Annotated in this window: 20 protein-coding genes; 2 read left to right on the plus strand and 18 right to left on the minus strand. The window is 40.7% G+C overall.

Going from position 1 to position 23,631, the window contains the following annotated elements; genetic code table 11:
• From AC6JAD_RS06125 to AC6JAD_RS06175, 11 genes are read right to left on the minus strand one after another with little or no spacing between them, the layout of a single operon-like run.
• Window positions 1-690: a sulfotransferase family 2 domain-containing protein gene (locus AC6JAD_RS06125; protein ID WP_461304409.1), complete on the minus strand. Its 690-nt coding sequence runs from the start codon at window positions 688-690 to the stop codon at window positions 1-3.
• The gene (locus AC6JAD_RS06130; RefSeq protein WP_461304410.1) at window positions 687-1,619 is read right to left on the minus strand and encodes a sulfotransferase family protein; all 933 of its coding nucleotides are present in this window, start codon (window positions 1,617-1,619) and stop codon (window positions 687-689) included. The genes AC6JAD_RS06125 and AC6JAD_RS06130 overlap by 4 nt, the downstream gene beginning before the upstream one ends.
• A complete protein-coding gene (locus AC6JAD_RS06135) occupies window positions 1,619-2,929 on the minus strand; it encodes an MATE family efflux transporter (RefSeq protein ID WP_461304411.1) in 1,311 nt (436 codons plus the stop codon). Before AC6JAD_RS06135 ends, AC6JAD_RS06130 begins: the two co-directional genes overlap by 1 nt.
• Window positions 2,930-2,971: 42 nt before the next feature.
• The gene (locus AC6JAD_RS06140; RefSeq protein ID WP_461304412.1) at window positions 2,972-3,973 is read right to left on the minus strand and encodes a hypothetical protein; all 1,002 of its coding nucleotides are present in this window, start codon (window positions 3,971-3,973) and stop codon (window positions 2,972-2,974) included.
• A gap of 3 nt (window positions 3,974-3,976) precedes the next feature.
• Window positions 3,977-4,837 (minus strand): dTDP-4-dehydrorhamnose reductase, encoded by an 861-nt coding sequence (gene rfbD / locus AC6JAD_RS06145; RefSeq protein ID WP_461304413.1) that lies wholly within the window; start codon window positions 4,835-4,837, stop codon window positions 3,977-3,979.
• Complete coding sequence (gene rfbC, locus AC6JAD_RS06150; RefSeq protein ID WP_461304414.1) at window positions 4,834-5,379, minus strand: dTDP-4-dehydrorhamnose 3,5-epimerase; 546 nt, start codon at window positions 5,377-5,379, stop codon at window positions 4,834-4,836. The genes rfbD and rfbC overlap by 4 nt, the downstream gene beginning before the upstream one ends.
• A gap of 2 nt (window positions 5,380-5,381) precedes the next feature.
• Window positions 5,382-6,239 (minus strand): glucose-1-phosphate thymidylyltransferase RfbA, encoded by an 858-nt coding sequence (gene rfbA, locus AC6JAD_RS06155; RefSeq protein ID WP_461304415.1) that lies wholly within the window; start codon window positions 6,237-6,239, stop codon window positions 5,382-5,384.
• On the minus strand, window positions 6,236-7,255 hold the full coding sequence (gene rfbB, locus AC6JAD_RS06160; protein WP_461304416.1) for a dTDP-glucose 4,6-dehydratase: 1,020 nt from the start codon (window positions 7,253-7,255) through the stop codon (window positions 6,236-6,238). The genes rfbA and rfbB overlap by 4 nt, the downstream gene beginning before the upstream one ends.
• 14 nt (window positions 7,256-7,269) lie before the next feature.
• Window positions 7,270-8,943 (minus strand): DUF6909 family protein, encoded by a 1,674-nt coding sequence (locus AC6JAD_RS06165; protein WP_461304417.1) that lies wholly within the window; start codon window positions 8,941-8,943, stop codon window positions 7,270-7,272.
• 27 nt (window positions 8,944-8,970) lie between these two features.
• Window positions 8,971-10,464, minus strand: a complete 1,494-nt coding sequence (locus AC6JAD_RS06170; protein ID WP_461304418.1) for a GH3 auxin-responsive promoter family protein — start codon at window positions 10,462-10,464, stop codon at window positions 8,971-8,973.
• A gap of 2 nt (window positions 10,465-10,466) precedes the next feature.
• A complete protein-coding gene (locus AC6JAD_RS06175; protein WP_461304419.1) occupies window positions 10,467-11,333 on the minus strand; it encodes a M23 family metallopeptidase in 867 nt (288 codons plus the stop codon).
• Between the two features lie 104 nt (window positions 11,334-11,437).
• On the opposite strand from AC6JAD_RS06175, the gene tatA reads away from it, so the two are divergent.
• Window positions 11,438-11,623 (plus strand): twin-arginine translocase TatA/TatE family subunit, encoded by a 186-nt coding sequence (gene tatA / locus AC6JAD_RS06180; protein WP_461304420.1) that lies wholly within the window; start codon window positions 11,438-11,440, stop codon window positions 11,621-11,623.
• Between the two features lie 77 nt (window positions 11,624-11,700).
• Here the strand turns inward: tatA and AC6JAD_RS06185 are convergent, their stop codons facing one another.
• The 3 genes from AC6JAD_RS06185 to AC6JAD_RS06195 form a co-directional block, all read right to left on the minus strand.
• Window positions 11,701-12,684 (minus strand): DUF4837 family protein, encoded by a 984-nt coding sequence (locus tag AC6JAD_RS06185; RefSeq protein WP_461304421.1) that lies wholly within the window; start codon window positions 12,682-12,684, stop codon window positions 11,701-11,703.
• Window positions 12,685-12,702: 18 nt separating this feature from the next.
• Window positions 12,703-14,271, minus strand: a complete 1,569-nt coding sequence (locus AC6JAD_RS06190) for a LysM peptidoglycan-binding domain-containing protein (protein WP_461304422.1) — start codon at window positions 14,269-14,271, stop codon at window positions 12,703-12,705.
• Window positions 14,272-14,359: 88 nt separating this feature from the next.
• Window positions 14,360-15,547, minus strand: coding sequence for a phosphoglycerate kinase (locus tag AC6JAD_RS06195; RefSeq protein WP_461304423.1), 1,188 nt, complete (start codon window positions 15,545-15,547; stop codon window positions 14,360-14,362).
• Window positions 15,548-15,644: 97 nt separating this feature from the next.
• On the opposite strand from AC6JAD_RS06195, the gene AC6JAD_RS06200 reads away from it, so the two are divergent.
• On the plus strand, window positions 15,645-16,799 hold the full coding sequence (locus AC6JAD_RS06200) for a DNA polymerase III subunit (RefSeq protein WP_461304424.1): 1,155 nt from the start codon (window positions 15,645-15,647) through the stop codon (window positions 16,797-16,799).
• A 145-nt stretch (window positions 16,800-16,944) separates the two neighbouring features.
• On the opposite strand, the gene AC6JAD_RS06205 is transcribed toward AC6JAD_RS06200, so the two are convergent.
• Genes AC6JAD_RS06205 through AC6JAD_RS06220 form a run of 4 tightly spaced genes read right to left on the minus strand, consistent with a single transcriptional unit; the run spans window position 16,945 to window position 23,593 of the window.
• Entirely contained in the window at window positions 16,945-17,793 is an 849-nt protein-coding gene (locus AC6JAD_RS06205; protein WP_461304425.1) for a class I SAM-dependent methyltransferase, read from the minus strand.
• A 36-nt stretch (window positions 17,794-17,829) separates the two neighbouring features.
• Complete coding sequence (gene mnmG / locus AC6JAD_RS06210; protein ID WP_461304426.1) at window positions 17,830-19,701, minus strand: tRNA uridine-5-carboxymethylaminomethyl(34) synthesis enzyme MnmG; 1,872 nt, start codon at window positions 19,699-19,701, stop codon at window positions 17,830-17,832.
• A 45-nt stretch (window positions 19,702-19,746) separates the two neighbouring features.
• Window positions 19,747-20,163 carry an rRNA maturation RNase YbeY gene (gene ybeY / locus AC6JAD_RS06215; RefSeq protein ID WP_461304427.1) on the minus strand — a complete coding sequence of 139 codons (417 nt, stop codon included), beginning with the start codon at window positions 20,161-20,163 and terminating at the stop codon, window positions 19,747-19,749.
• Window positions 20,156-23,593 carry a DUF4175 family protein gene (locus AC6JAD_RS06220; RefSeq protein ID WP_461304428.1) on the minus strand — a complete coding sequence of 1,146 codons (3,438 nt, stop codon included), beginning with the start codon at window positions 23,591-23,593 and terminating at the stop codon, window positions 20,156-20,158. Before AC6JAD_RS06220 ends, ybeY begins: the two co-directional genes overlap by 8 nt.
• Between the last annotated feature and the right edge of the window lie 38 nt (window positions 23,594-23,631).

Below are 23,631 nucleotides of genomic sequence, written 5' to 3' on the forward strand. Positions count from 1 at the left end.
CTATCTTTCATACCCGAAAGCTTCAAAATCTTTCTGATATAATTGGTATACTTTATCCTTTATTTCTTGTGTAAAAACAGTTTCAAATTGCTGTTTTTTACTGTTTAGTTTCAAATATTTCAATAAATAAGGAGTCCGCACCAAATGCCCTACAGCACGGTTCCACTCCCCTTTAGATTTGTTTACATGTGGCAGGGTTGCGCTTTGCAACCCACAAATTTCCTTTACCTTTTCAATATCGTCCTTTATAGTCTCCAGTCGTCCCAAATAATCGACCATTAACTCTCCGCTAGAGTCGTAAAGATAATCATACTGGGATTTGAAAAAGAACTGGTTTTCCTCAAGTTTTTTAGGTAGTACTTGGTACACAAAGTCCTTGAAGCTGATGATCTTCGCATACCCCAAAAAGTTATAAAATGAGAACGCTCTTTTATAGGGATCCCTCACGAAGGAAAACTTGAAATACTCCTTAAAAAGGGTCTCGTCAATATATCCCAAATCGACATACTCGGAAGCGGTAAGGTGTGCCAATCTATACGGGCCTTTTTCAGAAGGTTCTTTTTTACGGAGTAACAAACTTCCGCGGCCTTCCCAGTCCAGGCCCAATTCGTTGAGGAACATCGTCTCAATGCTTTGACCCGCCACCTTGGGAACGTGAACAAAAATTACCTTATGTTGTTTGCTTATCATTCTATCTTTGCCTTTTTGCCTTCAGTAAAGCCCCATTTTTCCAGTAAATGAATTCCTGTTAATTCTTGAAGCTTTCGAACATCCTCTTCAAATTGTTGTTTCAGTTCTGCCCTCAATTGATCGTCCAATTTCAAGTTCGTTTCCGTGGCCGAAAAATAGCGATCCTTAACACGATCACGAAGAGAATGGGGAATCAATGCTTTTACTACATTTTTAATGAATCTACCACGTAAAAAGTTCAACAATCCAATATTCTTATATGCTGTCTTTTTATTGTGCTGTGTGTCATGGTCTATGTCAATGGTAGATTCAATTCCCAAGAATTGGAAGATATCCCTCAGGGTTTGATCCCGATTTCGGGTCCAGTCTTCAAAAACCAGCAATTTAATCTGCTCCCTTGGAAAAGTATCGTAGTAACTTTTCACTGCATCGAAATAGGTGCTCCATTCCACATACAAATTGCCGCCACCCCAAACACGATCCAGTTTAGCATTAAGGGCCTTTCTAAAGCTATCCTCACGGTCGTAACCCACTCCGTAGTTCATAACGTAATGGCTAAAAGCCCTATCTATTGGGTTTCGTAATGTAATGATGATTTTCGCTTCGGGATTATGGCTATAAATCCGTTGGGCCGTGGTATTGCCCCATAAATAGGAAGGGCTTATGTCCCCTTTTTTCTGTTCTGGGCCTGCTTCAGAGAAAAGACTTTCATAGATCTCCGAGGACTTAATGATTTTGGTATGATAGCTTTCCCCTTTTTTGGGTGTTTTGTAATCCGAATGATCGTTGGATTCTACTTCCGAAAAATGATTTAGTTCCTTGACCTCCGATAGGAAAACATTGGGATGCTGTTTCAGATATTGGTACAGGGAAGTCGTTCCGCTTCTAGCGGCCCCTACAACAAAAAAATCTATAGCAAACTGTTCCATCAAAAGCTTAAAAAGGTTTTAACATTATCTGTCCTGTATACATACAGTACAGCAACTGCATTCCATAATATCATACTGGCAGAGGTAGCAATCGCTGCTCCTACCATCCCATATAACGGAATTAAAATATAATTGAGAACAATATTGATTACTAAGGCGGAAATGAGGATGATTTGAAATTTCTTTTGCTTTCCGGTCATGTTCAAATACACACCAATTGATCCACAGAATGTATTCACTATTTGTCCAACCAATAGAATGATTAGTGCCATTTTAGCTACTGCATATCCCTCCCCAAAAAACCCTAGCACATGCGTGGAAAAAATACCCAACAGTATAATCACGGGTGCGGTCAACACGAAAATAAGCTGTGTTCCTTTTTTTATGGTGTTCTTGAGCTTTTCCATACTACTCGATGCAAAAAGCTCGGCAATTTTTGGTGCTATAACTGCATTAACGGAAGACAGCACAATTGAAATGAGCAGGGTTAGCTTTACGGCAACACTGTAATAGGCAACAGTTTCAAAATCGGTGAAATACGTTAGCATTAACACATCTAAGCTCTGCATAAGCAGAAAAGAAGCAGCGCTTACCGCCATTGGAGCGGATCGCTTCAAAATATCCTTGTAATTTATCGATATGGTCTTGCCGGATTCTTCAAACCGCAATCTGGTAAAATGCCACAAAATAACAATTGATGATAGCAATGCCAGTAGTACAAAATTGAGCAGGAACGCATCAACCAAGTGCCCCGATTCTCCCATTTTGAATAAATACCAAACGGCTCCAAAGAAAAAGATATATCGCAATACATTTCTAAACACCTCCGAAACATAAATCTTATCCATTCCTCGGAAGGTATCAATATTCAACATGGTAACACCGTAAAAGAAAACCGCAAGAATGGTTTTTGCTACATTGGATGAAAGATCAAAACCTGTGAACTTTGAAATAGCTTCAATTCGAAATAATTGACTTCCCAAAAGGATCAATACCGAAAGTGCGAACACGATAACTATCATTTGTACATACACTCTCTTTATATAGGATAGTCGTCCCAATGAGGCTAAAAAGCCCGAGTAATATATAACAGAAGACTGCATCCCGAAGATGGCCAAGGTACCCAAGACAAGTAATAGTGATCTACTAAAATCATATTCCCCCACAAGGGAAGCTGGAAAGTTTTGGGTAATAAGGGTGGTAACTAAAAAAAAAAGTACTACCCCTAAGACTCGAAGTAACAGAACATTGATGCTTCTGCCTACTACCGTAGACTTAAAAAAACCAAGCAACTTGTTCTGAATATCCATACCCCTTACCCTGCTTGCCCGTAAGCAAACGCAATTGCTAGTTTATGAACCCTGTTCGCTTGAGAAGCTCCTAAGGGATCTGTAGACATACCTAGCGAACGCAATGCCCAAGAAACCAAACACCAGAAGTATTGGGATAAGGAACATATTATTTTCGAAAAGGGGTCGCTCTTTTTTGTACAGGGTAGGGTGGTTCATGTTGACCACTACCTGATCCAGTTCTACAATTTCCCTTCTAAAGGTTTCAATTTCTTTCTCGAGCTCTACCTTAGTCGCCAAAAGCTGTGCTACACTGAAATTCTTGTCTACCACGTAGATATCACTTGACCTAGTGGGCAGCGATTCATTTCTGTTGTAAGTTTCAATGACCGAATTTATCTGTTTGATGGTTTCCTTATTGTTTACGATACCATCTTCTAAGGTTTTTTGGTAAATGTTCTTATAATCCGTTAGGTACTTACTTCTGTTAATGTAAGATACCAAGGTATCAATAACACTATTCTGGGTAGAATCGGTCACTAAAATCCTAAGTTTATGGTATTTGTACTGCCCGGTAAACGTTTCCGCAATTTGGGTAATCTCGCCGTCCTCCTCAAATTCGAATTCTACATAGCGTAATATCCCATCGAAAGTAGGTGAGTTGGGTTCATAACCATCTACCAAATCCCTTAGGTTTATTACAGGCTCTAGGGTCATTTCACCCATTTCGGCAAATACTGTTGGGATCCCTTCTTCCCTAAAGAATCTTTTCTTGGTTTCCCTTTTCTCCGTAATCTTGGCATTCAGGGATTCTACCACACTATATACATAATCTGCAGACTTAAAGTTTGTCTTTAGCAAGATCTCTGCTTCCTTTATATCATTTTTAAGGGAATTGAGGAAGAACCCACTTCCAAGCCCAACCAGGATGAGTATAAGTAACAATACCCACTTCTTGATTATAAAATCGTATGCTTTGAAGCACTCCCTAAAGAAGCTTTTAAGCCTTTTTAGGAACGCCTGATAGACATAAAAAATATCAATTTCTTCTTTGTTCTGATCCATGGGTCAAACACGTTTATTATTGTCAATTAAAATCTTTAACGACTCTTGCCAATCCAACCGTGGAGCACTGAACTGCTGAAAGAATTTCTCCTTGTTCAGTATACTGTATGCCGGTCTGGCTGCAAAAGTACGGTAATGGTCGGTTTTTTCAAGGGTTACACTATCTAATTTTCCCGTATGCCTAAATATGGCCTCTGCAAAATCGAACCATGTAGCAGCTCCTTCATTACTGTAATGATATATTCCATACGCTTCACTGGATGCGTCTACTATTTGCAAGGCAGCCATTGCCAAGTCGTTTGCATTCGTAGGCGTTCCCAATTGTTCCGTGGTTATGGAAAGCTTCCTTCCTTCTTCCGCAAATCGCAACATAGAGTTATAAAAGTTATGTCCGTATTGCGAGTATAACCAAGAAGTTCTCAGGATAAAGTGTCTTGCGCATTTTTCCCGTATCCATTCTTCACCCTTCAGTTTTGATGCCCCATATACACTTAAAGCGTTGGTTGCATCAGATTCCACATACGGGGATGTCTTAGTTCCATCGAACACATAGTCTGTGGAAATATGGATGAGCTTTGTCTTGGTTTCATTACAGGCCTCGGCTATATTCCTTGCTCCTTCTGCATTTACCCTGTACGCATTGTCCTTGTCGCTTTCAGCCTTTTCCACATTGGTATACGCAGCGGCATTAATGCAATAGTCAAAGGAATCTTTCTCAAAAGTCGATAGTACGGCAACTTTGTCCGCCACATCAAGTTGTTCCCGGCTTACGAAAACAAAAGAATGTTCGTTAAAGTTTTTAGAGGCATCTTTTATGCACTTGCCCAACTGTCCATTGGCACCTGTTACCAGTACTTTGCTCATTGAATTGCTTCCTCAAAAGAGGGAAGTTCTAGGTCTTTTTCTGAAATTAACAAATCTTCCTTGGCAAGATGCCAATCGATCGACAGGGTTGCGTCATTATAAATGATTCCGCCTTCACTTTCCTTGTGATAGAAATTGTCGCATTTGTAAGAGAAAATGGATTTTTCAGAAAGGGTAATAAATCCATGTGCAAATCCTCGTGGTACGAATAACTGAAGATGGTTTTCGTCGCTCAAAACAATTGAATAATGCTTTCCGAAGGTTTCCGAATCCTTACGGATATCGACAACTACGTCCATTACCTCGCCCTGAATAACGCGCACCAATTTTGCCTGGGCCATTTCCCCGGTTTGAAAATGAAGCCCCCTAAGCACTCCTTTTGAAGATACGGATTGATTGTCCTGAACGAAAGGGGTGGTTATACCAGTGGCTGCTGTAAAGGCCTTTTCATTAAAGGTTTCACAAAAGAAACCTCGATCATCATAAAAAACCCTGGGTTTTACAACAAAACAATCTTTTAGCGGGGTTTGTATAATTTCCAAAACTAGTCCAATTGAATTAAGTGCTTGCCATAACCACTTTTAAGTAGCGGTTCTGCAAGTTTTATTAGTTCTTCCTTGGTAATATAGCCCATTTCATAGGCAGCTTCTTCTATGGCGCCAATTTTGAGACCTTGCCTCTCTTCAATAACCTCAACAAACTGAGATGCTTGCATTAGGGAAGCAAACGTTCCAGTATCCAACCAAGCGGTGCCCTTGTCCAATATACTTACGCTCAGTTTTCCTTGCTGCAAGTACACATTGTTTACGTCAGTAATTTCCAATTCACCCCTTGCGCTAGGTTCAATGTTTGCAGCGATTTCTACCACACTGTTATCGAAAAAGTAAATTCCGGGTACAGCATAATTCGATTTTGGGTTTGCCGGCTTTTCTTCTATGGAAAGAGCCTTACCATTGGCATCGAATTCTACCACTCCGTAGCGTTCGGGATCTTGAACATGATAGGCGTAAATGATCCCTCCGTCTGGATCATTATTACTTTGTAAAAGCTTTTTAAGACCACTACCGTAGAATATGTTGTCCCCCAAAATAAGGGCTACCTTATCATCACCAATAAAGTCGCGCCCAATAATGAAGGCTTCTGCCAACCCATTTGGGTGTTCCTGTACTGCATATTGAAAATCACAGCCAAATTTCTTTCCGTCTCCCAATAGTTTTTCGAACAAGGGTAGGTCTTGTGGTGTGGAAATGATAAGTATTTCCCGAATACCCGAATACATAAGGGTGGACAGAGGGTAATAAATCATTGGTTTGTCATACACTGGCATGAGCTGTTTACTTACTGCTAGTGTTAACGGGTGCAATCGGGTTCCCGAGCCACCTGCTAGTATGATTCCTTTCATAGCAATCTATCTTGGTTGTTTAGGTACCATTCAATGGTTTTCTGAATACCGCTTTCAAAATTTTCATCAGCTTGCCATCCAAGCTCCCCTTCTATTTTAGTGGCATCAATGGCATAACGAAAATCATGTCCTGGACGATCCGTAACAAAACTAATCTGGTCTTTATAAGAACCTTCTTTTGGATTCAGTTCATCCAGCAAATCACAAATAGTGTGTGCGATATATAAGTTTTTGCGTTCGTTCCTACCTCCTATGTTATAGGTTTCCCCAAGTTCACCTTTATCAACAGCAAGCTTAATCCCAACACAATGGTCACGCACGTACAGCCAATCCCGAATATTTTGTCCATCTCCATAAATAGGAATGGGTTCCCCAGAAATGGCCTTTCTAATTATGGTAGGAATAAGTTTTTCCTTATGCTGGTTGGGTCCGTAGTTATTCGAACAATTTGTGGTTACTACAGGCATACCATATGTATGAAAATAGCTTCGCACAATGAAGTCTGATGATGCTTTAGAGGCACTATATGGACTGTTTGGAGCATAGGCTGTAGTTTCCGTAAACAGGCCCGTTTCCCCTAAAGTACCATAAACTTCATCCGTAGACACATGCAGGAATCGTGCTGCTTCGAAGCCTTCTTTGAAGTCATTAGGTCCATTCATCCATGTATTATAGGCTGCATGCAATAAAGTGAAGGTTCCTACGATATTCGTATTTATGAAAGTACCGGGTCCAGAAATGGAGTTGTCTACGTGTGATTCGGCAGCGAAATGAATCACCCGATCGAATTGATGCTTTGCGAACAGATCGTTCACCAATACTTCATCACAGATATCCCCTTGTATAAAATGATAGCGGGAATGATCTGCAAAACCTCCTAAGTTTCTCATATCGCCCGCATAGGTAAGCTTATCTAAGACGTAAATTTCATCCTGGGTAGACTCTAAAACATAGCCCACATAATTGGATCCAATGAATCCTGCTCCCCCAGTAATTAAGACTTTATTGTTTATCAAAATATATTTTTAGGTTACTCTAAAATTTGCGTTAACATTTTTTCCGTGATGGTATACGTGGGTTTTACCCCTGTGGTTCCTAATCCACCCGATGCCAAAGTGCTTCCTGTTTCCAGAGGATTGTCACTGGCATAATAGGCATACCTTACTTTTACTTTGGGATTAATACTTCCCCGTATTTTAGAAGCCGATTGAATGGCTTTTTGATAATGTGCACCTTCCATTTCCAATCCGATAACATTCCATGTTGATTCATGGAAAAATCGGAGAATGTCCCTGTTTTGAAGGGAAGTACCCAATACGGTTATCATTGAGCCCGTACATACATTAAGTCCGTCATTTTCAAAATCCCGTCTCTTTAACTGGTTTTTGAACGGATAATTGTCCGCCGTCCCTTCGAAAATATGGGAAGAAGGTATCATGATGTCCCCTTTGCCTCCTTCAAGTATTCCTGCCTTTCCCATTATGGAAACAGAATCAACGTTCAGAAATGTTCGCTTACCCTGTTGCATTAGTGGCTTAAGAAGCTCATCCATGGTTTCGTACGCTTGCTCACCAAAGGCATAGTCCATAACAATGATAACCGGGGCTTCTACGCCTTCTTTTTTCTGGTACACTGTGTCCGGAAGTCTTGCTGTGTCAAAAATCTGCACATCTATATTGGTGCCACTCTCATCTTCAAGGTATATCATTCCGTGTTCGGATGCCTTTTTGCTAACCTTGTCCCGTAGCTTTTGACTCTCGGACTTACTCAACATTTCAAATATATCCAACCTCGATTTACCTCGTTTCTCGGTAGTAAGTGAATGCTCCGCAAATAAAGAATTCATTACACTGTGCATATTCGCACTTATAATGTGTATTGGACGACCTATAAGGCCATTGTTGAGCAGTTCCTGCTTAATCCTATACGCCCATCGTTCTCCATGGATATGATGCCCCAGGCGTTCCCTTAATACAGGACTGAACGTGATAAGCCTCTTTTCATCCCTTAAATGTTCCGCAATGGCTCCTTTCCCCAAGAAATAAATAATCTTTAGAAACCTATCTGGGTCTTCTTTACATGAAAATTGCGGATATACCTCGGATACTTCTTCGAACGTACGCCCTAGGAAATTCGCAGTATGGGTAAGTGCAATTTCTTTCTGCTCTTGGTTGAGTTTGCCTTTTTTCTGAACAGCTTCCTCCAGTTTTTCCCAATCACGGATTAAACTTCCCTCATCATTGATCAATACCTGACGCATGATTTTATGCGATTCCACATACAGAAAAGTGAGGTGGGTCAGGATGTCATAGATCTCACTACGCCCGCGCGTTACCTCTATGTTCATCTGTTCCTCATCGATGCGGTAACATTGCCGTCTTCTCTTTAACGGAATAATGGGTTCGAAGTGGGAGTTTTTATATCCTTCATCGCTAGTAAGGTTGATATAACGACACTCTTCGATTCCATAGGGAAGACGATCTATGACGTACATTAAACCTTGTAATTCTATTTTATCCTCTGCAATGGAACCATAGATTTCGGGGCGCAGTATTAATAATGCCTCCCTTAGCGTTTCCCCACTAACCCCCATGGGTTTGTAGAAACCGCGATTAAATAAATGACGCATGGTAATGTACATGCGTTCAATGGCGCTGGAACTTTCCTGCGCTCTCGTTCTAGTATGAATATGAAATTGGCTCATTCTTTTCGCGACAAAGATAACACTATTTTATCCTTGTAGTTTCAGGAGGATATCGGCAATTTTTCTGTCGTTTGAGAGCCTTGGGATTTTATTCTGTCCTCCTAACTTTCCTTGGGATTTCATATAATCCTTAAAGCTATCCTTGCGCAAGGTGATAATCTTTAGTCTTTGGAGTACTTTGCCATCAATAAGATCGTAATAATAGCTATTTTGTGTTTGCATGGACGCATCAATTGCACCTGAAATTTCTTCCAAGTTTTCCGGCATTTCTTCAAACTCCACTAACCATTCATGATAGGGCAATCCTGTATTCACCTCGGTTTTTGGCGCTACAGTAAACTCGGAAATGGAAAAGCCAAATTGTTTCATCGCTTCCTGCATGGCCTGCTCTACTTCCTTTCCAATGACATGCTCGCCAAATGCTGAAATAAAGTGCTTAATTCTTCCCGTGACTACCAATTTATAAGGATTGGTTGAAGTAAACATGACTGTATCCCCAATATTATAGGCCCATAAGCCCGCATTGGTAGAGATAATCAACACATAATTTACATCCAATTCTACCTCACCAATGGTTAGTCTTGGTGGGTTTTCTTCAAAAAATCGATCTGCTGGTACAAATTCATAGAAAATACCTGAATTCAATAATAGTAATAGCCCTGGGTCTTTTTGTTCATTCTGAAATGCGAAAAACCCTTCGGAGGCAGGAAACAATTCGATGCTATCCACCTTTCTGCCTATAAGGCCTTCAAACTTCTTTCGATAGGGCTCATAATTCACCCCACCATAAATGAAGAGGTTGAAGTTCTTAAATAAATCTCCTACTTTCTTGCCACCAACCGCTTGCAGTCGTTCAAAATACATCTGGACCCAAGAAGGGATCCCGCTAATAACGGTCATATTCTCGTTCTTAGTCTCTTCTACTATAGCATCTACTTTGGTTTCCCAGTCTTCAATACAATTGGTTTCCCAACTTGGCAATCGGTTTTTTTGAAGGTAACTTGGCACATAATGCGCAACTATTCCGGACAATCTTCCCAATTTAATCCCGTTCTTTTCAGTCATCACGGGGCTTCCCTGAAGGAATATCATCTTCCCATCCACAAACTGTGTGTTGCCGGTTTCATGTATATAACAGAGTATTGCGTTTCTGGCTGCTTCAATATGCGATGGCATAGAGTCTTTGGTCAGTGGAATGTACTTAGCACCAGAGGTGGTTCCAGAGGTTTTGGCAAAATACAGGGGTTTTCCCGGCCAAAGGATATCGGCCTCTCCTTGTACTACCTTGTCTGCGTAGGGCCTTAGTTGTTCATAGTCCCGAATAGGAACTTTAGCGGCAAATTCACCAAAGGAGGTGATATTTTCAAAATCATGGTCCTTGCCAAACTGGGTGTCCTTGGCCCTATGAATTAATTCTTTAAAAACGTTTTCCTGGGTTTCTATAGGTTTAGAAATCCATCGGTTCATTTTCTTAACAACCCGATTGGCAAAAATTTTAGCTCCAAACGATTTTAAGGACATAGTTAATCGAAATCAATGAAATTGGTTGGGTCCAATGGATATCCATCGCTCCATAATTCGAAATGCAAATGTGGGCCCGTGGTGAGTTCGCCAGTATTGCCGGATCTCGCAATCACTTCTCCAGCCTTCACCAAATCGCCTTGCTCCTTGCTTAGTGAGGCATTGTGTTTATACACCGAAATTAGGTTGTTGTTGTGCCTAACAATAATTACATTTCCCGTCTCTGCGGTCCATTCGGCAAAAATTACCGTACCGTCCCCTGCCGCTTTTATTGGGCTGTCTTTGGTGGTAACAATATCTACGGCGAAGTGCTTGTTTTTAGGGTCGTAATTTTCTGAAATGGGTCCTTTCACTGGAGCAAATAGCACAAAATTAGGTTGTTCACTATCTATCAATGGATTGTATTTGTCTTCTTGGGAAACAATCTCCCGCAGCAATAAATCTTCCTTGGAGGGAGATAAATTGAATCCGGCCGTATCCCTTTGGGCGGCTTCAATAATAGAATCACGATTGAAATCGACTGTTTTCACATCGCCCGTGAGCACTTTTTTAATAGAAGCAATATACTGTTCGTTTACGCTAAGCGCTTGTTGCAGCGAATCGGTTTTGAATGATAACGTTACCGCTTGTTTCTTTAAGGACGTAGATGAATATCCGGGTATATACTCCCTTAATGGGGTAAAAGCAATAAGAAGGATCGTAAGAACGATAAGCACAAGAGCCGAAATGGAACTGAACACGAATACATTAAGTCGATTCAATTTAAAGGAAAAACGTTCTTCAAAAGTTGCCTCATTAAGTACCACCAATCTGTACTTATGCAACAGCTTTTTTCTTATTTTCTTTCCTCTTTTTTCCTTTTTGGCCATCTAAGAATATCCTTGGTGCAAATGTAAGGCTTTGCCGTTAAACTTATCCTGAAAACGTTGTATCTACGAAATTCTTGTTACCTTTGCCTCATAAATTTATGCAAATGGAATCATTAGTATTACCCTTAGCCATTGGTCCTTGGCAAATCGTATTGATCGTTGTAATTGTATTGTTGCTTTTTGGAGGAAAAAAAATCCCAGAATTAATGCGTGGTTTGGGAAGCGGCATCAAAGAATTTAAAGATGCTTCCAAGGAAGAGGCAAGCGACCAAATAGAAGACAAAAAATAGGCAATGTATTGCCTTAAGAATAGAAAAGCCCGTGAAGATTCACGGGCTTTATTTTTTAGTGTTGTCAACGTTTCTATTTAATCAATCTTGGCTGTTTTCAAGATAGATTCCAATTCAAATTGTAAGTCCCTTTTTTCTACAGAAGGCGCATACGTAAAGCCCTCTAGTATGAGATACCGTCCTTTTGCTTCGTCCCTTATCGCATAATTTAAAAAGGGTCCCGCCATAAACTCATCCTTAACTTCCCAAGTTCCCTTGGTTTCATAAGCAAATTTGCCATTAATTTCTGTAGTAAATAAATAGGGAGCATATGCTTCCTCCGTAATAAACAAGGCATCATCTTCTACGGGGAGATATCCCGATCCTATAGAGTCGCGCATCTTAATAATATCTGCAATGGTTGTAGAATCTTTGGAAATGAAAGACAAGGGAACTTCGTAAATCAAAATGTTAGTGGTTCCTTGCTTCAAATCTTTTCTCAACCAATAGAAATCATCACTAGCTGCGGCCACTCGATACGCACTGGGAACACGAATACTTACACCAAACCGTTCTTTTAAAGAGTCAATTTCCTTGATGGAAATATTAGTACGTCGTTGCCTCTCTTTAAGCTCCGAGTTACGAAATTCTGCAACCATTCGGGCTTGCTGGTTATCTATGAGCTCAATGATTTTTTCTTCTGAAGTTCCTGTAATAAAAGCTCCTATTTGAGGTTTGGCATAGGAGTTCTTTTTTAGGATTACCGTATCCTTATCCCCTAACTTAACATGAATGAAGGTGCGGTATTTGCGTGCGAACCCATCAAATACATCTGGGTTTAACTGATTGATTGTAAAAAGGGGTTCTTGCTGGGGAAGTCCATCGACTAGACCTGCAAAATGCTCTCTAACCTTTTCCCCAACCGGACCATTCCAAAGATCATTGGAGATAACAACCTGAAGTCCATTGATCCTTCCTACGGAGTCTGTGAGAATGGAAACATCCCTTTTCGAATCGGAAGATTGTTGACATCCTACCAATAGTAACAGTCCCATAAATAGGAAATAATAAAACTTTTTCATTAGAAGTAATTCTTTTAGTTAACCTTTTGAAACCTTCAGGGTCATTCCTGGCTTCAATTTTGTACCACTAATATCGTTCCACTTTTTCAATTGCTCTACGGATACCCCTGGAAATTTTTGGGATATGCTCCAAAGGGAATCCCCGTTTTTAACCGTATAAGTCTTGCCAGATTTCACCACTGCGTTGCTTGCAACTCCAGAATTTGAAGGGGTCTTGGCTAGTTTTCTGGGGTATATGGTAAGTCGTTGGCCTATACGAAGCCTATCGCTTCTTAACCCGTTCCATTGTTTGATTTTTCGGACTGAAACGCCATATCTATTTGCTATTTTTCCTAAAAAGTCACCGCTTCGAACACGATAACGAATCCGATCATTCTGTTCAAAAAATTTGGGCAGTGGTTTTTCACGTTCATTAAACTCCTTTTCGGCTAGGGCATAAATAGCATCTTCATTATTTACAAATTTTCCCACTTCTTCAATGGGCAAACGAAGCACATAGTTTTCATCTTTAATCTCAGGGATAATCCCCAGTTTATACGATGGGTTCAAAAATTCCAATTCGGCCAAATCCAGTTGAGTGACACGTGATACTTGTTCTAGGGAGATCATTTTTTTAACTCGAATTGTGTCCGTAGCTATATAAGGATACCTAGGTCCATTGCTCTCGAAACCATGCTCTTCTGCATATTCAAAAATGTACATCGTCGCTAAGAAGGCAGGAACATATCCCGCTGTTTCACGGGGTAAATGATGACGGATGTTCCAATAATTTTTATGGCCTCCAGATCGTCTTATGGCCTTTGCCACATTCCCCGGGCCACTGTTGTAAGCAGCCAAGGCCAAATCCCAATCTTCTAGACTATCATACAATCGATTTAGATACTTGGCAGCAGCTTCGGTGGCCATTAATGGATCTGACCTTTCATCTACATAACTGTTCACTTCCAATCCAAAGATCTTTCCTGTACTAAACATAAACTGCCACAAGCCCTGTGCCCCTACACGAGAGGTCGCAGTTGGTTTTAAGGCCGACTCTACAATGGCGAGATATTTCAACTCCAATGGAAGTCCTTGCCTGGCCAGTTCTTCCTCAAACATCGGAAAATAATAATCACTCAATGCCATGAGATTCGCCATCGTCCTTCGCCGGTTCTTTAAATAGCTTTTTATCACACTTTCCAAAGAAGGATTGTATTCTACGTTGAAAGGGGTTTTTGCGTCCAATGCTTTTAGTCGCTCCTTTAAAACTTCGGTGGGCAATTCTTCATAATCAACAGGTTCATAGGTCTGTTGTGTTATAGCTCCGTAAACTTCCTCAAAAAGGTCATTGTTATATAACTGGTCCAGCCATACAGAATCCACCTTTCGTGCTAAGGCGTTATCCTTTAAATCAAAAACAGTAGAGTCCTTGGTTTGGGTGGCCACGATCGTCTCGGGTAGATCGCTATCTATACGTTGAACAGTAATAGAATCAATTACCTGAATCGTCTTTACGGGAAGGGAGTCCACAACCTGCTCATTGGTTTCCTGAGCCCAAAGATGGGTCAACGAAAAGCACAACAGTAATAATGTAAAAGGTGATTTCATAGAGGAATAACGCAGTGTTTGCGACTAAATTTTGATAAATGTAAGGAATTAGCCCTTAGGGCCAAATAATTTAATATCCTTTTGACAGTTAGTCCAATATCGCCTGAATACCGGGAAGGGTCTTTCCTTCTAGCATTTCCAACATCGCCCCACCACCCGTAGAAACGTAACTTACCTTGTTTCCATATTCGAATTGCTTCACGGCTGCCACGGAATCGCCTCCACCTACAAGTGAAAAAGCGCCATCCTTCGTAGCCTCTGCAATGGCAGTACATACGTCTATGGTTCCTTGGGAAAAGTTTGTCATCTCAAAAACACCAATAGGACCATTAAATAGAATCGTTTTGGATTTTACGATGACACTGGCAAATAATTCCCTTGTTTGAACGCCACCGTCCAGTCCCATCCAACCATCTGGTATAGCGTTAATTGCAGCGGTGTCAATGTTGGCTTCATTGGAAAAGTCATCAGCAATCACACAGTCTACCGGCAGGTGAACTTCAACATTCTTCTCTTGTGCCTTCCGCAGGATTTCAAGGGCCAATTCTTGCTTATCATCTTCAACCAGGGAGTTTCCGATAGCCCCTCCTTTGGCCTTCACAAAAGTAAATGCCATTCCTCCGCCAATGATGAGATGATCTACTTTATCCAGAATATTTTCAATAATGGTGATTTTGGAAGATACCTTTGCGCCACCAATTATCGCCGTAATGGGTTTTTGGCCATCACTTAAAACCCGATTCACATTCACGATTTCGGAGGCCAAAAGGTTTCCGAAACACTTATTGTCTGGGAAAAACTTTGCAATAACGGCTGTAGAGGCGTGCGCCCTATGGGCTGTTCCGAAGGCATCATTTACATAGATGTCGCCAAATTGGGATAGCTTCTCGGCAAAACCTTCATCGCCTGCTTTCTCTTCGGGATGATAACGTAGGTTCTCCAGCAAAAGAATCTCCCCGGGTTGCAATTCCTGAACAGCTTGCTCAACGGCACTACCCACACAATCTTCAACGAACTTCACCTGCACTCCCAAAATCTCGGAGGCACTATTCAACACATGCCGCAAGGAAAACTGTTCCTCCCTTGCTTTGGGTCGACCCAAATGAGACATAAGTATACAGCTTCCTCCATCTTCTAAAACCTTGATAATAGTAGGTTTAGCAGCTTCGATTCTTGTTGTGTCGGTTACTTCAAGGTCTTCATTTAAGGGAACATTGAAATCTACCCGAATCAATGCTTTTTTATCTTGAAAATTATAGTCATTAACTGTCCTCATAGGTGAATTTTTACTGCACAAATATAATTGATTTTCGTGGGTGGCCTATTAAAGGTCGGGTATCAATTTTCCCTGAAAAAAATGTGTAGTTTTGCCTATGGATTTTTCCGAAATTATAGGTCATGGTCACATTAAGAACCATCTGCGCACAACGGTAAGTCAAGAAAGGGTTGCACACGCACAGTTATTTCACGGACCGGCAGGAAGCGGACTGCTTCCATTGGCAATTGCTTACGCCAAAGAATTGCTCTGCAGTGAATACCCTGAGACTTCGGAAGCTTATGAGCGCTGTGCCCGAAATGTGGCCAACTATTCACATCCAGACCTTCACTTTGTATATCCGGTGAACACCAATGATTCTGTAAAGAAGAATGCCGTTTCCAGTCTGTTTTCGCAAGAGTGGAGAACCTTTTTAAACGATGCTCCCTACGGGTCGCTTTTTGATTGGTTTCAGCATTTGGGTATTGAGAACAAACAGGGCAATATTAGTGTGCTTGAGGCTGAGGATATTTCTAAAAAACTAGCATTAAAATCTTACGAGGGCGGGTTTAAAATTATGATCATTTGGATGGCAGATCGCATGAATACCGAGTGCTCCAACAAGATTTTAAAACTGGTAGAAGAACCTCCGAAGAAAACGGTATTGTTATTACTGACCGAAGAACCCGAACTTGTAATAAATACCATTCGTTCCAGATGCCAGCTCCTGCAAATACCATTGTTGCCAGAGAGTGAGATTGTTAAAGCTTTAGTTTCTAGAATGAACGTTCCAGAACCTGAAGCCCTACGAATTAGTAGGCAAGCGCATGGAGATTACAACAAGGCATTGCATATTCTATCCAAAGATAACGAGGACATCATTTTTGAAGAATGGTTTGTTAATTGGGTGCGTTCGGCCTTTAAGGCAAAGGGCAATAAAAGTGCCATTCAGGACTTATTGAATTGGAGCGATCTTATGGCTGGAAAGGGACGTGAAACACAGAAGAATTTTCTACACTTTTGTCTGGAACTTTTTAGGCAATCCCTTCTAAAAAATTACGGCTTGGATTCCATGGTCTATTTGGAAACACAAGATCCAAAATTCTCCTTGGACAAGTTTGCTCCTTTTGTACATCAAAATAACATTTTTGAGATTATAAAGGGATTGGAAGATGCCATTTATCATGTAGAACGAAATGGAAACGCCAAGATCATTTTCACAGATCTTTCCATTCAACTAACACGGCTTATTCATAAAAAAGAACAAGTATAAACAAACTCTATTGTTTGTGCTGGCTTCAATAACCTTGCTTTATTAAAAAAGACCTCAAATTAAGCGTTTTAAGCGCACTTCTCAGAATTAACGCCCAGATGCGCCCCTTTGCGCCCAAACTCGTGTTACTGGCAAGAAAAAGGCCTTAATCTTCTTTCTGAAAGCAATAAAGTAGTGAGGAATACTCTTTTGATGATATAGCCGACAGGTTGGAGCGAAACCCCATCCAAAATGCTTTCAAAGAAAATGCATTTCCGGTTTTATATTTTTCGGACAGTAGACTTACATAAAATGCATCGAACGGCATTGCCTTAACAGAAACCATATTGAATTTCCTTGGGATCAATTTCCGCATGGAGGGTTTTGAAAAATGCCAAAGGTGTCTGGGCACATCATATGCTGCCCAAAATTCCTTATAGTGTTTGGCATCCCAAGAATTGAAATTGGGAACAGCTATCAACAATATTCCACCTGGTCGTACCAGATCCTCTAATGTACTTACTACCTCTTCTAAGTTTGGCAAATGCTCCAACACATGCCAAAGGGAAACCACATCGAATTGTTTGCCCAAAAAAGCATCTAACCCCTGTTGCAGGTGGACGCCTTTTTCCAAAGCAAACTGCCGGGCCTTTTCATTTACTTCTACCCCGTCTATATTCCATCCTTTCTCTTGGGCGAACTTCAGGAACTCACCCGTGCCTGCCCCAACATCTAACAAGGAGCCCTTTCCTCTATTCAATTTGGATATCAAAGAAACTTTCTTTCCTAAAGAATATCTTTTTACGGTTTGATACAAAAACGAAAGCGCCCCTTTTTTGGAGTCGGTATGCGAAATGTATTCTTCGCTTTCATAATACTTGAAAAGCTCTTCTTGTTTAGGGCGGGGTATGGTTTCCAGAAAACCGTACTCCTCGTTTCGCACCAAAGAAAATTCCTCCTGGGACACGAGGAAGTCTTTAGTTGTTATATGAAATGATTCTTTTTTATGCTTCAATGTTGCCTGAATGTTTCACGTGGAACATAATTAAAACTACCTTCCCATATATACCAATAGAACGGAAATATCATTGGGAGAAACACCACTAATTCTTGATGCCTGAGAAATGGTAACCGGTCTTATTTCGGACAGCTTCTCCATGGCTTCGAAAGACAAGGATTTTAATTTTGTATAATCAAAATTGTCGGGGATTCGAATCCCTTCCAAGCGATGCAGTTTGTCTGCATTCAACTTTTCCTTTTTAATATATCCAGAATATTTCACCTGAATCTCTGTTTGCTGTAGCACCTCGGTGTCCAATTCATTATTGCTAATATACCTATCTACACTTTCCACTTTTCGCATGTCTTCCATTGTAATATTGGGTCGCGAAAACAGCTTGAACATCTTATCACTTTGCTTCACCACCGCAGAACCCTTACTTTCCAAAATGGGATTAATTTCAATTGGCTGTACACTAGTGTCCTTGAAAAACTTTATAAATGCATCGCTCTCTTCTCTCTTCTTTTCCATTCTGCGCATACGCTCTTCTCCCGCCAACCCAACTTCAAAAGACTTGGGTGTTAATCGAAAATCTGCGTTATCCTGTCGCAACAAAGTTCTATACTCGGCCCTAGATGTGAACATTCTATAGGGCTCTTCAGTACCCTTTGTGATCAGGTCATCTATTAAAACTCCAATATAGGCTTCGTCCCTTTTTAAAATAAAAGGGTCCTTTTCCTGCACTTTTAAATGGGCGTTCATACCCGCCATTAATCCCTGGGAAGCTGCTTCCTCATATCCTGTCGTTCCATTAATCTGGCCGGCAAAGAACAACCCTGAAACCAATTTAGTTTCTAACGTATGTTTCAATTGTGTCGGCGGAAAATAATCGTACTCTATGGCATAACCCGGACGAAAGAACTTTACGTTCTCAAACCCATCGCATTCCCTTAGGGCTTTAAATTGTACATCCTCCGGCAAGGATGTAGAGAACCCATTAATATAATATTCTACCGTATCCCAACCCTCGGGCTCCACAAACAATTGGTGCCGATCCTTATCTGCAAAACGATTGATTTTATCTTCTATAGAAGGACAATATCTCGGGCCTATACTTTTAATGGATCCATTGAACATTGGAGATCGATCAAACCCTTCGCGCAGCAAATCATGTACCACAGAACTTGTATAGCTCATGTGACATGCACGTTGTTTTTTCAAGGGCGCTGTTTCATCAGAAAACGAAAATTTCTGTGGATCCTCATCACCTGGTTGCACAATCATTTTACTAAAGTCTAAAGATCGTCCATCGACCCTTGGGGGTGTTCCGGTTTTCATTCTTCCCGAATCAAAACCCAAATCAACCAGGTCCTTCGTAATTCCAGTTGCGGCTCGTTCACCAGCTCTTCCACCACCAAATTGTTTTTCACCTATGTGAATTAAGCCATTTAGGAATGTGCCATTAGTAAGTACCACAGCCTTAGCCCTAACTTCTAACCCTAAAGATGTTCTTACTCCAACAACTTTATCGTTCTCAACAATGATACCTGAAACCATTTCTTGGTAGAAATCCAAATTGGGTGTTGCCTCAAGTTTCAATCTCCATGCCTCTGCAAAACGCATCCTGTCACTTTGAACCCTTGGACTCCACATCGCCGGTCCTTTGGACTTATTCAACATCTTAAACTGAATCGCGGTATTATCTGAAACAATTCCGCTATATCCCCCAAGAGCATCAATTTCCCGAACAATCTGCCCTTTAGCTATACCTCCCATTGCTGGATTACATGACATTTGAGCAATATTCTGCAAATTCATTGTAATTAGTAAGGTGGCTGAGCCCATGTTTGCGGCAGCAGCAGCAGCCTCAGAACCCGCATGGCCTGCGCCTACCACAATAACATCATATTCTTTATCAAACATAACAACAATGTTCCACGTGAAACAATTTACTTAACTATCTGATTTTTAGCCTATTATTAGTTTTTCCAGTGATAAATTCTCCATTTCACGCATCATTTGCTCCTCTTCCTGGGATTTATCTTTATAACCACACAAATGTAGTATTCCATGAATCATTACCCTGTGCAATTCACTATCAAAAGATTCATCAAAATCCTTAGAATTCTCTTGCACACGATCTGTTGAAATATAAATTTCACCAGCTATCAATTTACCCATTGAGTAATCGAAGGTAATAATATCGGTAAAGGTATCATGAGTTAAAAACTTTTGATTCAACTGTAAAAGATACTCGTCGGAACAGAACACATAGTCTATCTCGCCCAATTCATATCCTAGATCATCAACCACCTTCAATATCCATTGCTGGATACTTTTATGGTGCTTCAATTCAAAATTATTCTGGCTGTGGAATTCAATCATTCTTACCCTCGAAATACTTCTTTACCTCATTTTTGTATTTCTGCTGCAAAGGTAAGGCTTCTCGATTGAGGATTTCTGTAGTATTGAAATATTTCTTTATGTCCTCAGGGCTGAGGCGCAAGGTGTTATCGTAATCCCTTCTATTGGTTTGTGACTCCCTTCTACTTTCCTGACCCTGCTTTAAATCTGCCTCATCCAATTTCAACATCTCATATTGAAGGTTAAGCATACGCTCCAATGTTCGTTGATTAAATCCTTTATCTAACAGCTGCTGCTCTATTCCCTCCATCTCCTTTATGAGCTTTCCACCTACACCTTTAAGTCCTTCCTTGCTCAATCTGTCTTCCAATTGATTTCGTAGCTGTTGTTGCTGTTTATAAATTTCATATAGTTCGCCATTCATGTCCTCATTATATCCCTCTCCTTGACTGCCCTTTCCATCTTTATTTCCTTTTCCATCACCGTTACCGTCACCTCCATCACCACTGTTGCCATCACCATTATTACCTTCACCAGATTGTCCACTTTGGCCTCCTTGTTCACCTTCACCTGACTTGCCTTCCTGACCCGATTCGCCTTCTCCGCTTTTTCCTTCACCTTTATTCATTCCCTCTTGCATCTGCTGTGACAAGCTCTCCTGTTGCTTAATTATATCTGGTAATTGAAAACCTTGGCCCTGTCCCTGACCTTGGCCTTGTCCTTTACCTTGACCTTTTCCCATACCAGGCATGTTCATCATTTGTTGCTGCATGTTGCCCAATAATTCACTCAACAATATAGCCAACTCATTTGCGCCAGTTACCGTATATTGTTGACTGGAAATTCCCTGACGCATTTGGTTTTCGGCTAAACGCTCCAAGGATTTATCTATATTATATTCGATATCCGTAAGTGATTCATTTATCTTTTCCCCGAGCATCGGCTGCCTAAGTGACAATGCAAATAAACTATCGTCAATATGCTGGAAGTTAAGTTTAAGATCGTTCTGGGAATTCAACTTTTTACCGAAGGCTGCACTGCCATAATCTATAGCCTTAAAATCCTCCATCACATCTTCTTGCTCAAATGAAAAGACAACGAGATTGTCCAGAATTTGCCTCAACATTTCAACATCCTCTTCTATTGTTTCCATTTGCCCAGCTTGCATCTGCATCTGCATTTGCTGCCCCATTTGTTGCATTTTCTGTCCTGCCTTTTTCTGACTTGGCTTCGCTTGTTGTTTATTCTGCTGTTGTAACTGGTCTGATGCCTTTTGCTGTTCCTGTTCTATTTCCTGTTCACCAAGTTTGTCTTGAGGAATGTCCATGGGCTCTTTTAAACCTTTGTTTTCCTCCTGCAGATTCTTCATTTCCTCTTTATACTCTTCAAACTTCTTGTTCAGTTCTTCCTGCTTTTCCTTCGTGTTCTCTTCTTCGGGAGCCTCTGCCAATTTTTCTTGTTCCTTACCCAATTTGAAAATTTCCTCAGATAGCTTTTCTGCCTTCTTGGCCACATAATACCTTTTGGTAAGCTCCACGAGCTGTTCCAAATTCTTCTCTTGATTCTTATTCTGCTTACCGAGTTTTTCTAACTTTTCCCTAAGCTCTTCCTCATCAATCTTTTCCTGTAACCGCTCCAACTCTTCTAATAGCTTTTCATTTTCTTCAAGTCGCTCTTCATTTTCTTCGAGTCGTTCCTTTAACTGTTCCTTGAAAGGATCCTCTTCCTCATTTTCTGGTTGAAACTTTTCCAGATTCTCTTTCATTTCCTTGGAAAAATTCTTCATCATTTCCTCTTGCTGCTTCTGTCTCTTTATAAAGTTTTCAAGTTTTTTCTTGTCATTCCAGTTCAGTTCACTTTTCTCCTTTTGCATTTTGTTGATCTCTTCCAGACGCTTCTCCTGGTCCTTTAAATCGCGCAAAGACTTGTTCATGTCTTTAATGTTCTCCTGCTGCTCATTTAACTGGCGATTCTCTTCCTCGTCTTCCGAAAGCTTTCTAAAGCTATAAAATGCACTTTTGGCAGACTTGAAATTGTGAATGCGATCATTATCGAATACTTCGAAATAGTACTCATAAGAAACCCCATCTTGAAGTAAAAGGCTTCCCGGGAAAGTATATACAAACTGATCCACATTATTCGTTCCAATCGAAATGCGCTCTACTTGTTTATTTTCATTATCCCCTACAGGATAGTAGACCAATTGAAGTTTGGTAAGCCCATAATCATCTGAGACCTGGCCTAGAAAATAATTGATCTGGCTGTCGGTACTATCCACACGTGACTGTACATCAATCTCAGGATACTCGTCTTTTATAACCCCAATTGCAAAGGACAAATTCTCATATTCCTTTAAATGCTGGTTAGATGTAGTTATCGCATAATCCAATTTGCGATACACACTCTTTTGAAAGCTAAAACCTTCTTCCTCGGCACTAAACACATACGAGGTGTCTTGGGTCTTTAGTGCTACTTTGTCTGTATTCCTAGTGGCTACCTCCCATCTAATTCTTGTTCCCTCTGGAACAGTTGCATTACCACTACTGTTTAATACTTCATCTTTTTTACCTGTGTAATTAGGGTAGTCCAGTACCATTTCGAACCCGAGCAATGAGGGGGTTTGAAGCACGTCCAACAGGTATTCCTGAGAAGAAACCTTGTTGCCGTGAAGACGAAAGGCGATGGGTTCTGTGGGTTGCGCAAACGTATACTCGAAACGACCTGGGGCCGTTTGTTCCAAATAATAACTCTCGTTGTTAAAGCTGATGGTTGCATTTTCCGGCATCACATCGCCTTCTGTAATTACCTTAACAGTAAAATTCTTATTCTCTATAGCGGTTAGGTCATTATTAACCAGCACAAAAGAGAATGGTGCCGGCGGTTCGTATGCAGTATCGTAATTAACTACCCGTTCGTAACTATTTGAAAATATATCTTTATCCCATAGCAGGCTCACCAAGACTATTACAATAACCGGTATGGCGGCATACTTTAAATACTTGGCGTTCCCATTAAAGTTGATCGCTCTCTTAAAAGGTACTGGCTGCAATTCTGAAGCTTTCTGATCTATGCTTGCTGCCAACAACTCACTTTCCCGTTGGTTTTGATTCAACTGAATAACATTGAGCAACTTATCGTTTACTTGCGGAAAATGACTGCCAATAATTCGTGAGGCTTCTTCATAACCTATTCCCTGTTGCAGCTTAAAAAGCCTAGCCAAAGGAAACGCAATGAACCTAGCAAAAAGAGCAACCTCTACGGCAACGAAAGTCCAAAACAATATAGTTCGCCCAGCTGGCTCCAACCAAAGGAAGTGCTCAACCAGAAGGGTGATGATAAGCCATAGTAAACCTGTAGCAAAAAAGAGAATCGCTCCCTTGATTAACTCATTGGTGTAGTATTTTTTAATAAATTGTTCCAGCTTTTGCTGGATGATATTAAATGTGCTCATGGTACAACAGAACTTCTAAAATAGCACAAAAATTGCTC

Source organism: Aureisphaera sp. (assembly GCF_059726885.1).

Excerpts from the sequence above, each read along its gene's own strand:
- rfbA (WP_461304415.1), bottom strand. The coding sequence starts at position 6,239 with ATGAAAGGAATCATACTAGCAGGTGGCTCGGGAACCCGATTGCACCCG.
- AC6JAD_RS06125 (WP_461304409.1), bottom strand. The coding sequence starts at position 690 with ATGATAAGCAAACAACATAAGGTAATTTTTGTTCACGTTCCCAAGGTG.
- AC6JAD_RS06140 (WP_461304412.1), bottom strand. The coding sequence starts at position 3,973 with ATGGATCAGAACAAAGAAGAAATTGATATTTTTTATGTCTATCAGGCG.
- AC6JAD_RS06185 (WP_461304421.1), bottom strand. The coding sequence starts at position 12,684 with ATGAAAAAGTTTTATTATTTCCTATTTATGGGACTGTTACTATTGGTA.
- rfbD (WP_461304413.1), bottom strand. The coding sequence starts at position 4,837 with ATGAGCAAAGTACTGGTAACAGGTGCCAATGGACAGTTGGGCAAGTGC.
- ybeY (WP_461304427.1), bottom strand. The coding sequence starts at position 20,163 with ATGATTGAATTCCACAGCCAGAATAATTTTGAATTGAAGCACCATAAA.
- mnmG (WP_461304426.1), bottom strand. The coding sequence starts at position 19,701 with ATGTTTGATAAAGAATATGATGTTATTGTGGTAGGCGCAGGCCATGCG.
- AC6JAD_RS06165 (WP_461304417.1), bottom strand. The coding sequence starts at position 8,943 with ATGAGCCAATTTCATATTCATACTAGAACGAGAGCGCAGGAAAGTTCC.
- AC6JAD_RS06135 (WP_461304411.1), bottom strand. The coding sequence starts at position 2,929 with ATGGATATTCAGAACAAGTTGCTTGGTTTTTTTAAGTCTACGGTAGTA.
- AC6JAD_RS06220 (WP_461304428.1), bottom strand. The coding sequence starts at position 23,593 with ATGAGCACATTTAATATCATCCAGCAAAAGCTGGAACAATTTATTAAA.
- AC6JAD_RS06190 (WP_461304422.1), bottom strand. The coding sequence starts at position 14,271 with ATGAAATCACCTTTTACATTATTACTGTTGTGCTTTTCGTTGACCCAT.
- AC6JAD_RS06170 (WP_461304418.1), bottom strand. The coding sequence starts at position 10,464 with ATGTCCTTAAAATCGTTTGGAGCTAAAATTTTTGCCAATCGGGTTGTT.
- AC6JAD_RS06130 (WP_461304410.1), bottom strand. The coding sequence starts at position 1,619 with ATGGAACAGTTTGCTATAGATTTTTTTGTTGTAGGGGCCGCTAGAAGC.
- AC6JAD_RS06175 (WP_461304419.1), bottom strand. The coding sequence starts at position 11,333 with ATGGCCAAAAAGGAAAAAAGAGGAAAGAAAATAAGAAAAAAGCTGTTG.
- AC6JAD_RS06195 (WP_461304423.1), bottom strand. The coding sequence starts at position 15,547 with ATGAGGACAGTTAATGACTATAATTTTCAAGATAAAAAAGCATTGATT.
- tatA (WP_461304420.1), top strand. The coding sequence starts at position 11,438 with ATGGAATCATTAGTATTACCCTTAGCCATTGGTCCTTGGCAAATCGTA.
- AC6JAD_RS06200 (WP_461304424.1), top strand. The coding sequence starts at position 15,645 with ATGGATTTTTCCGAAATTATAGGTCATGGTCACATTAAGAACCATCTG.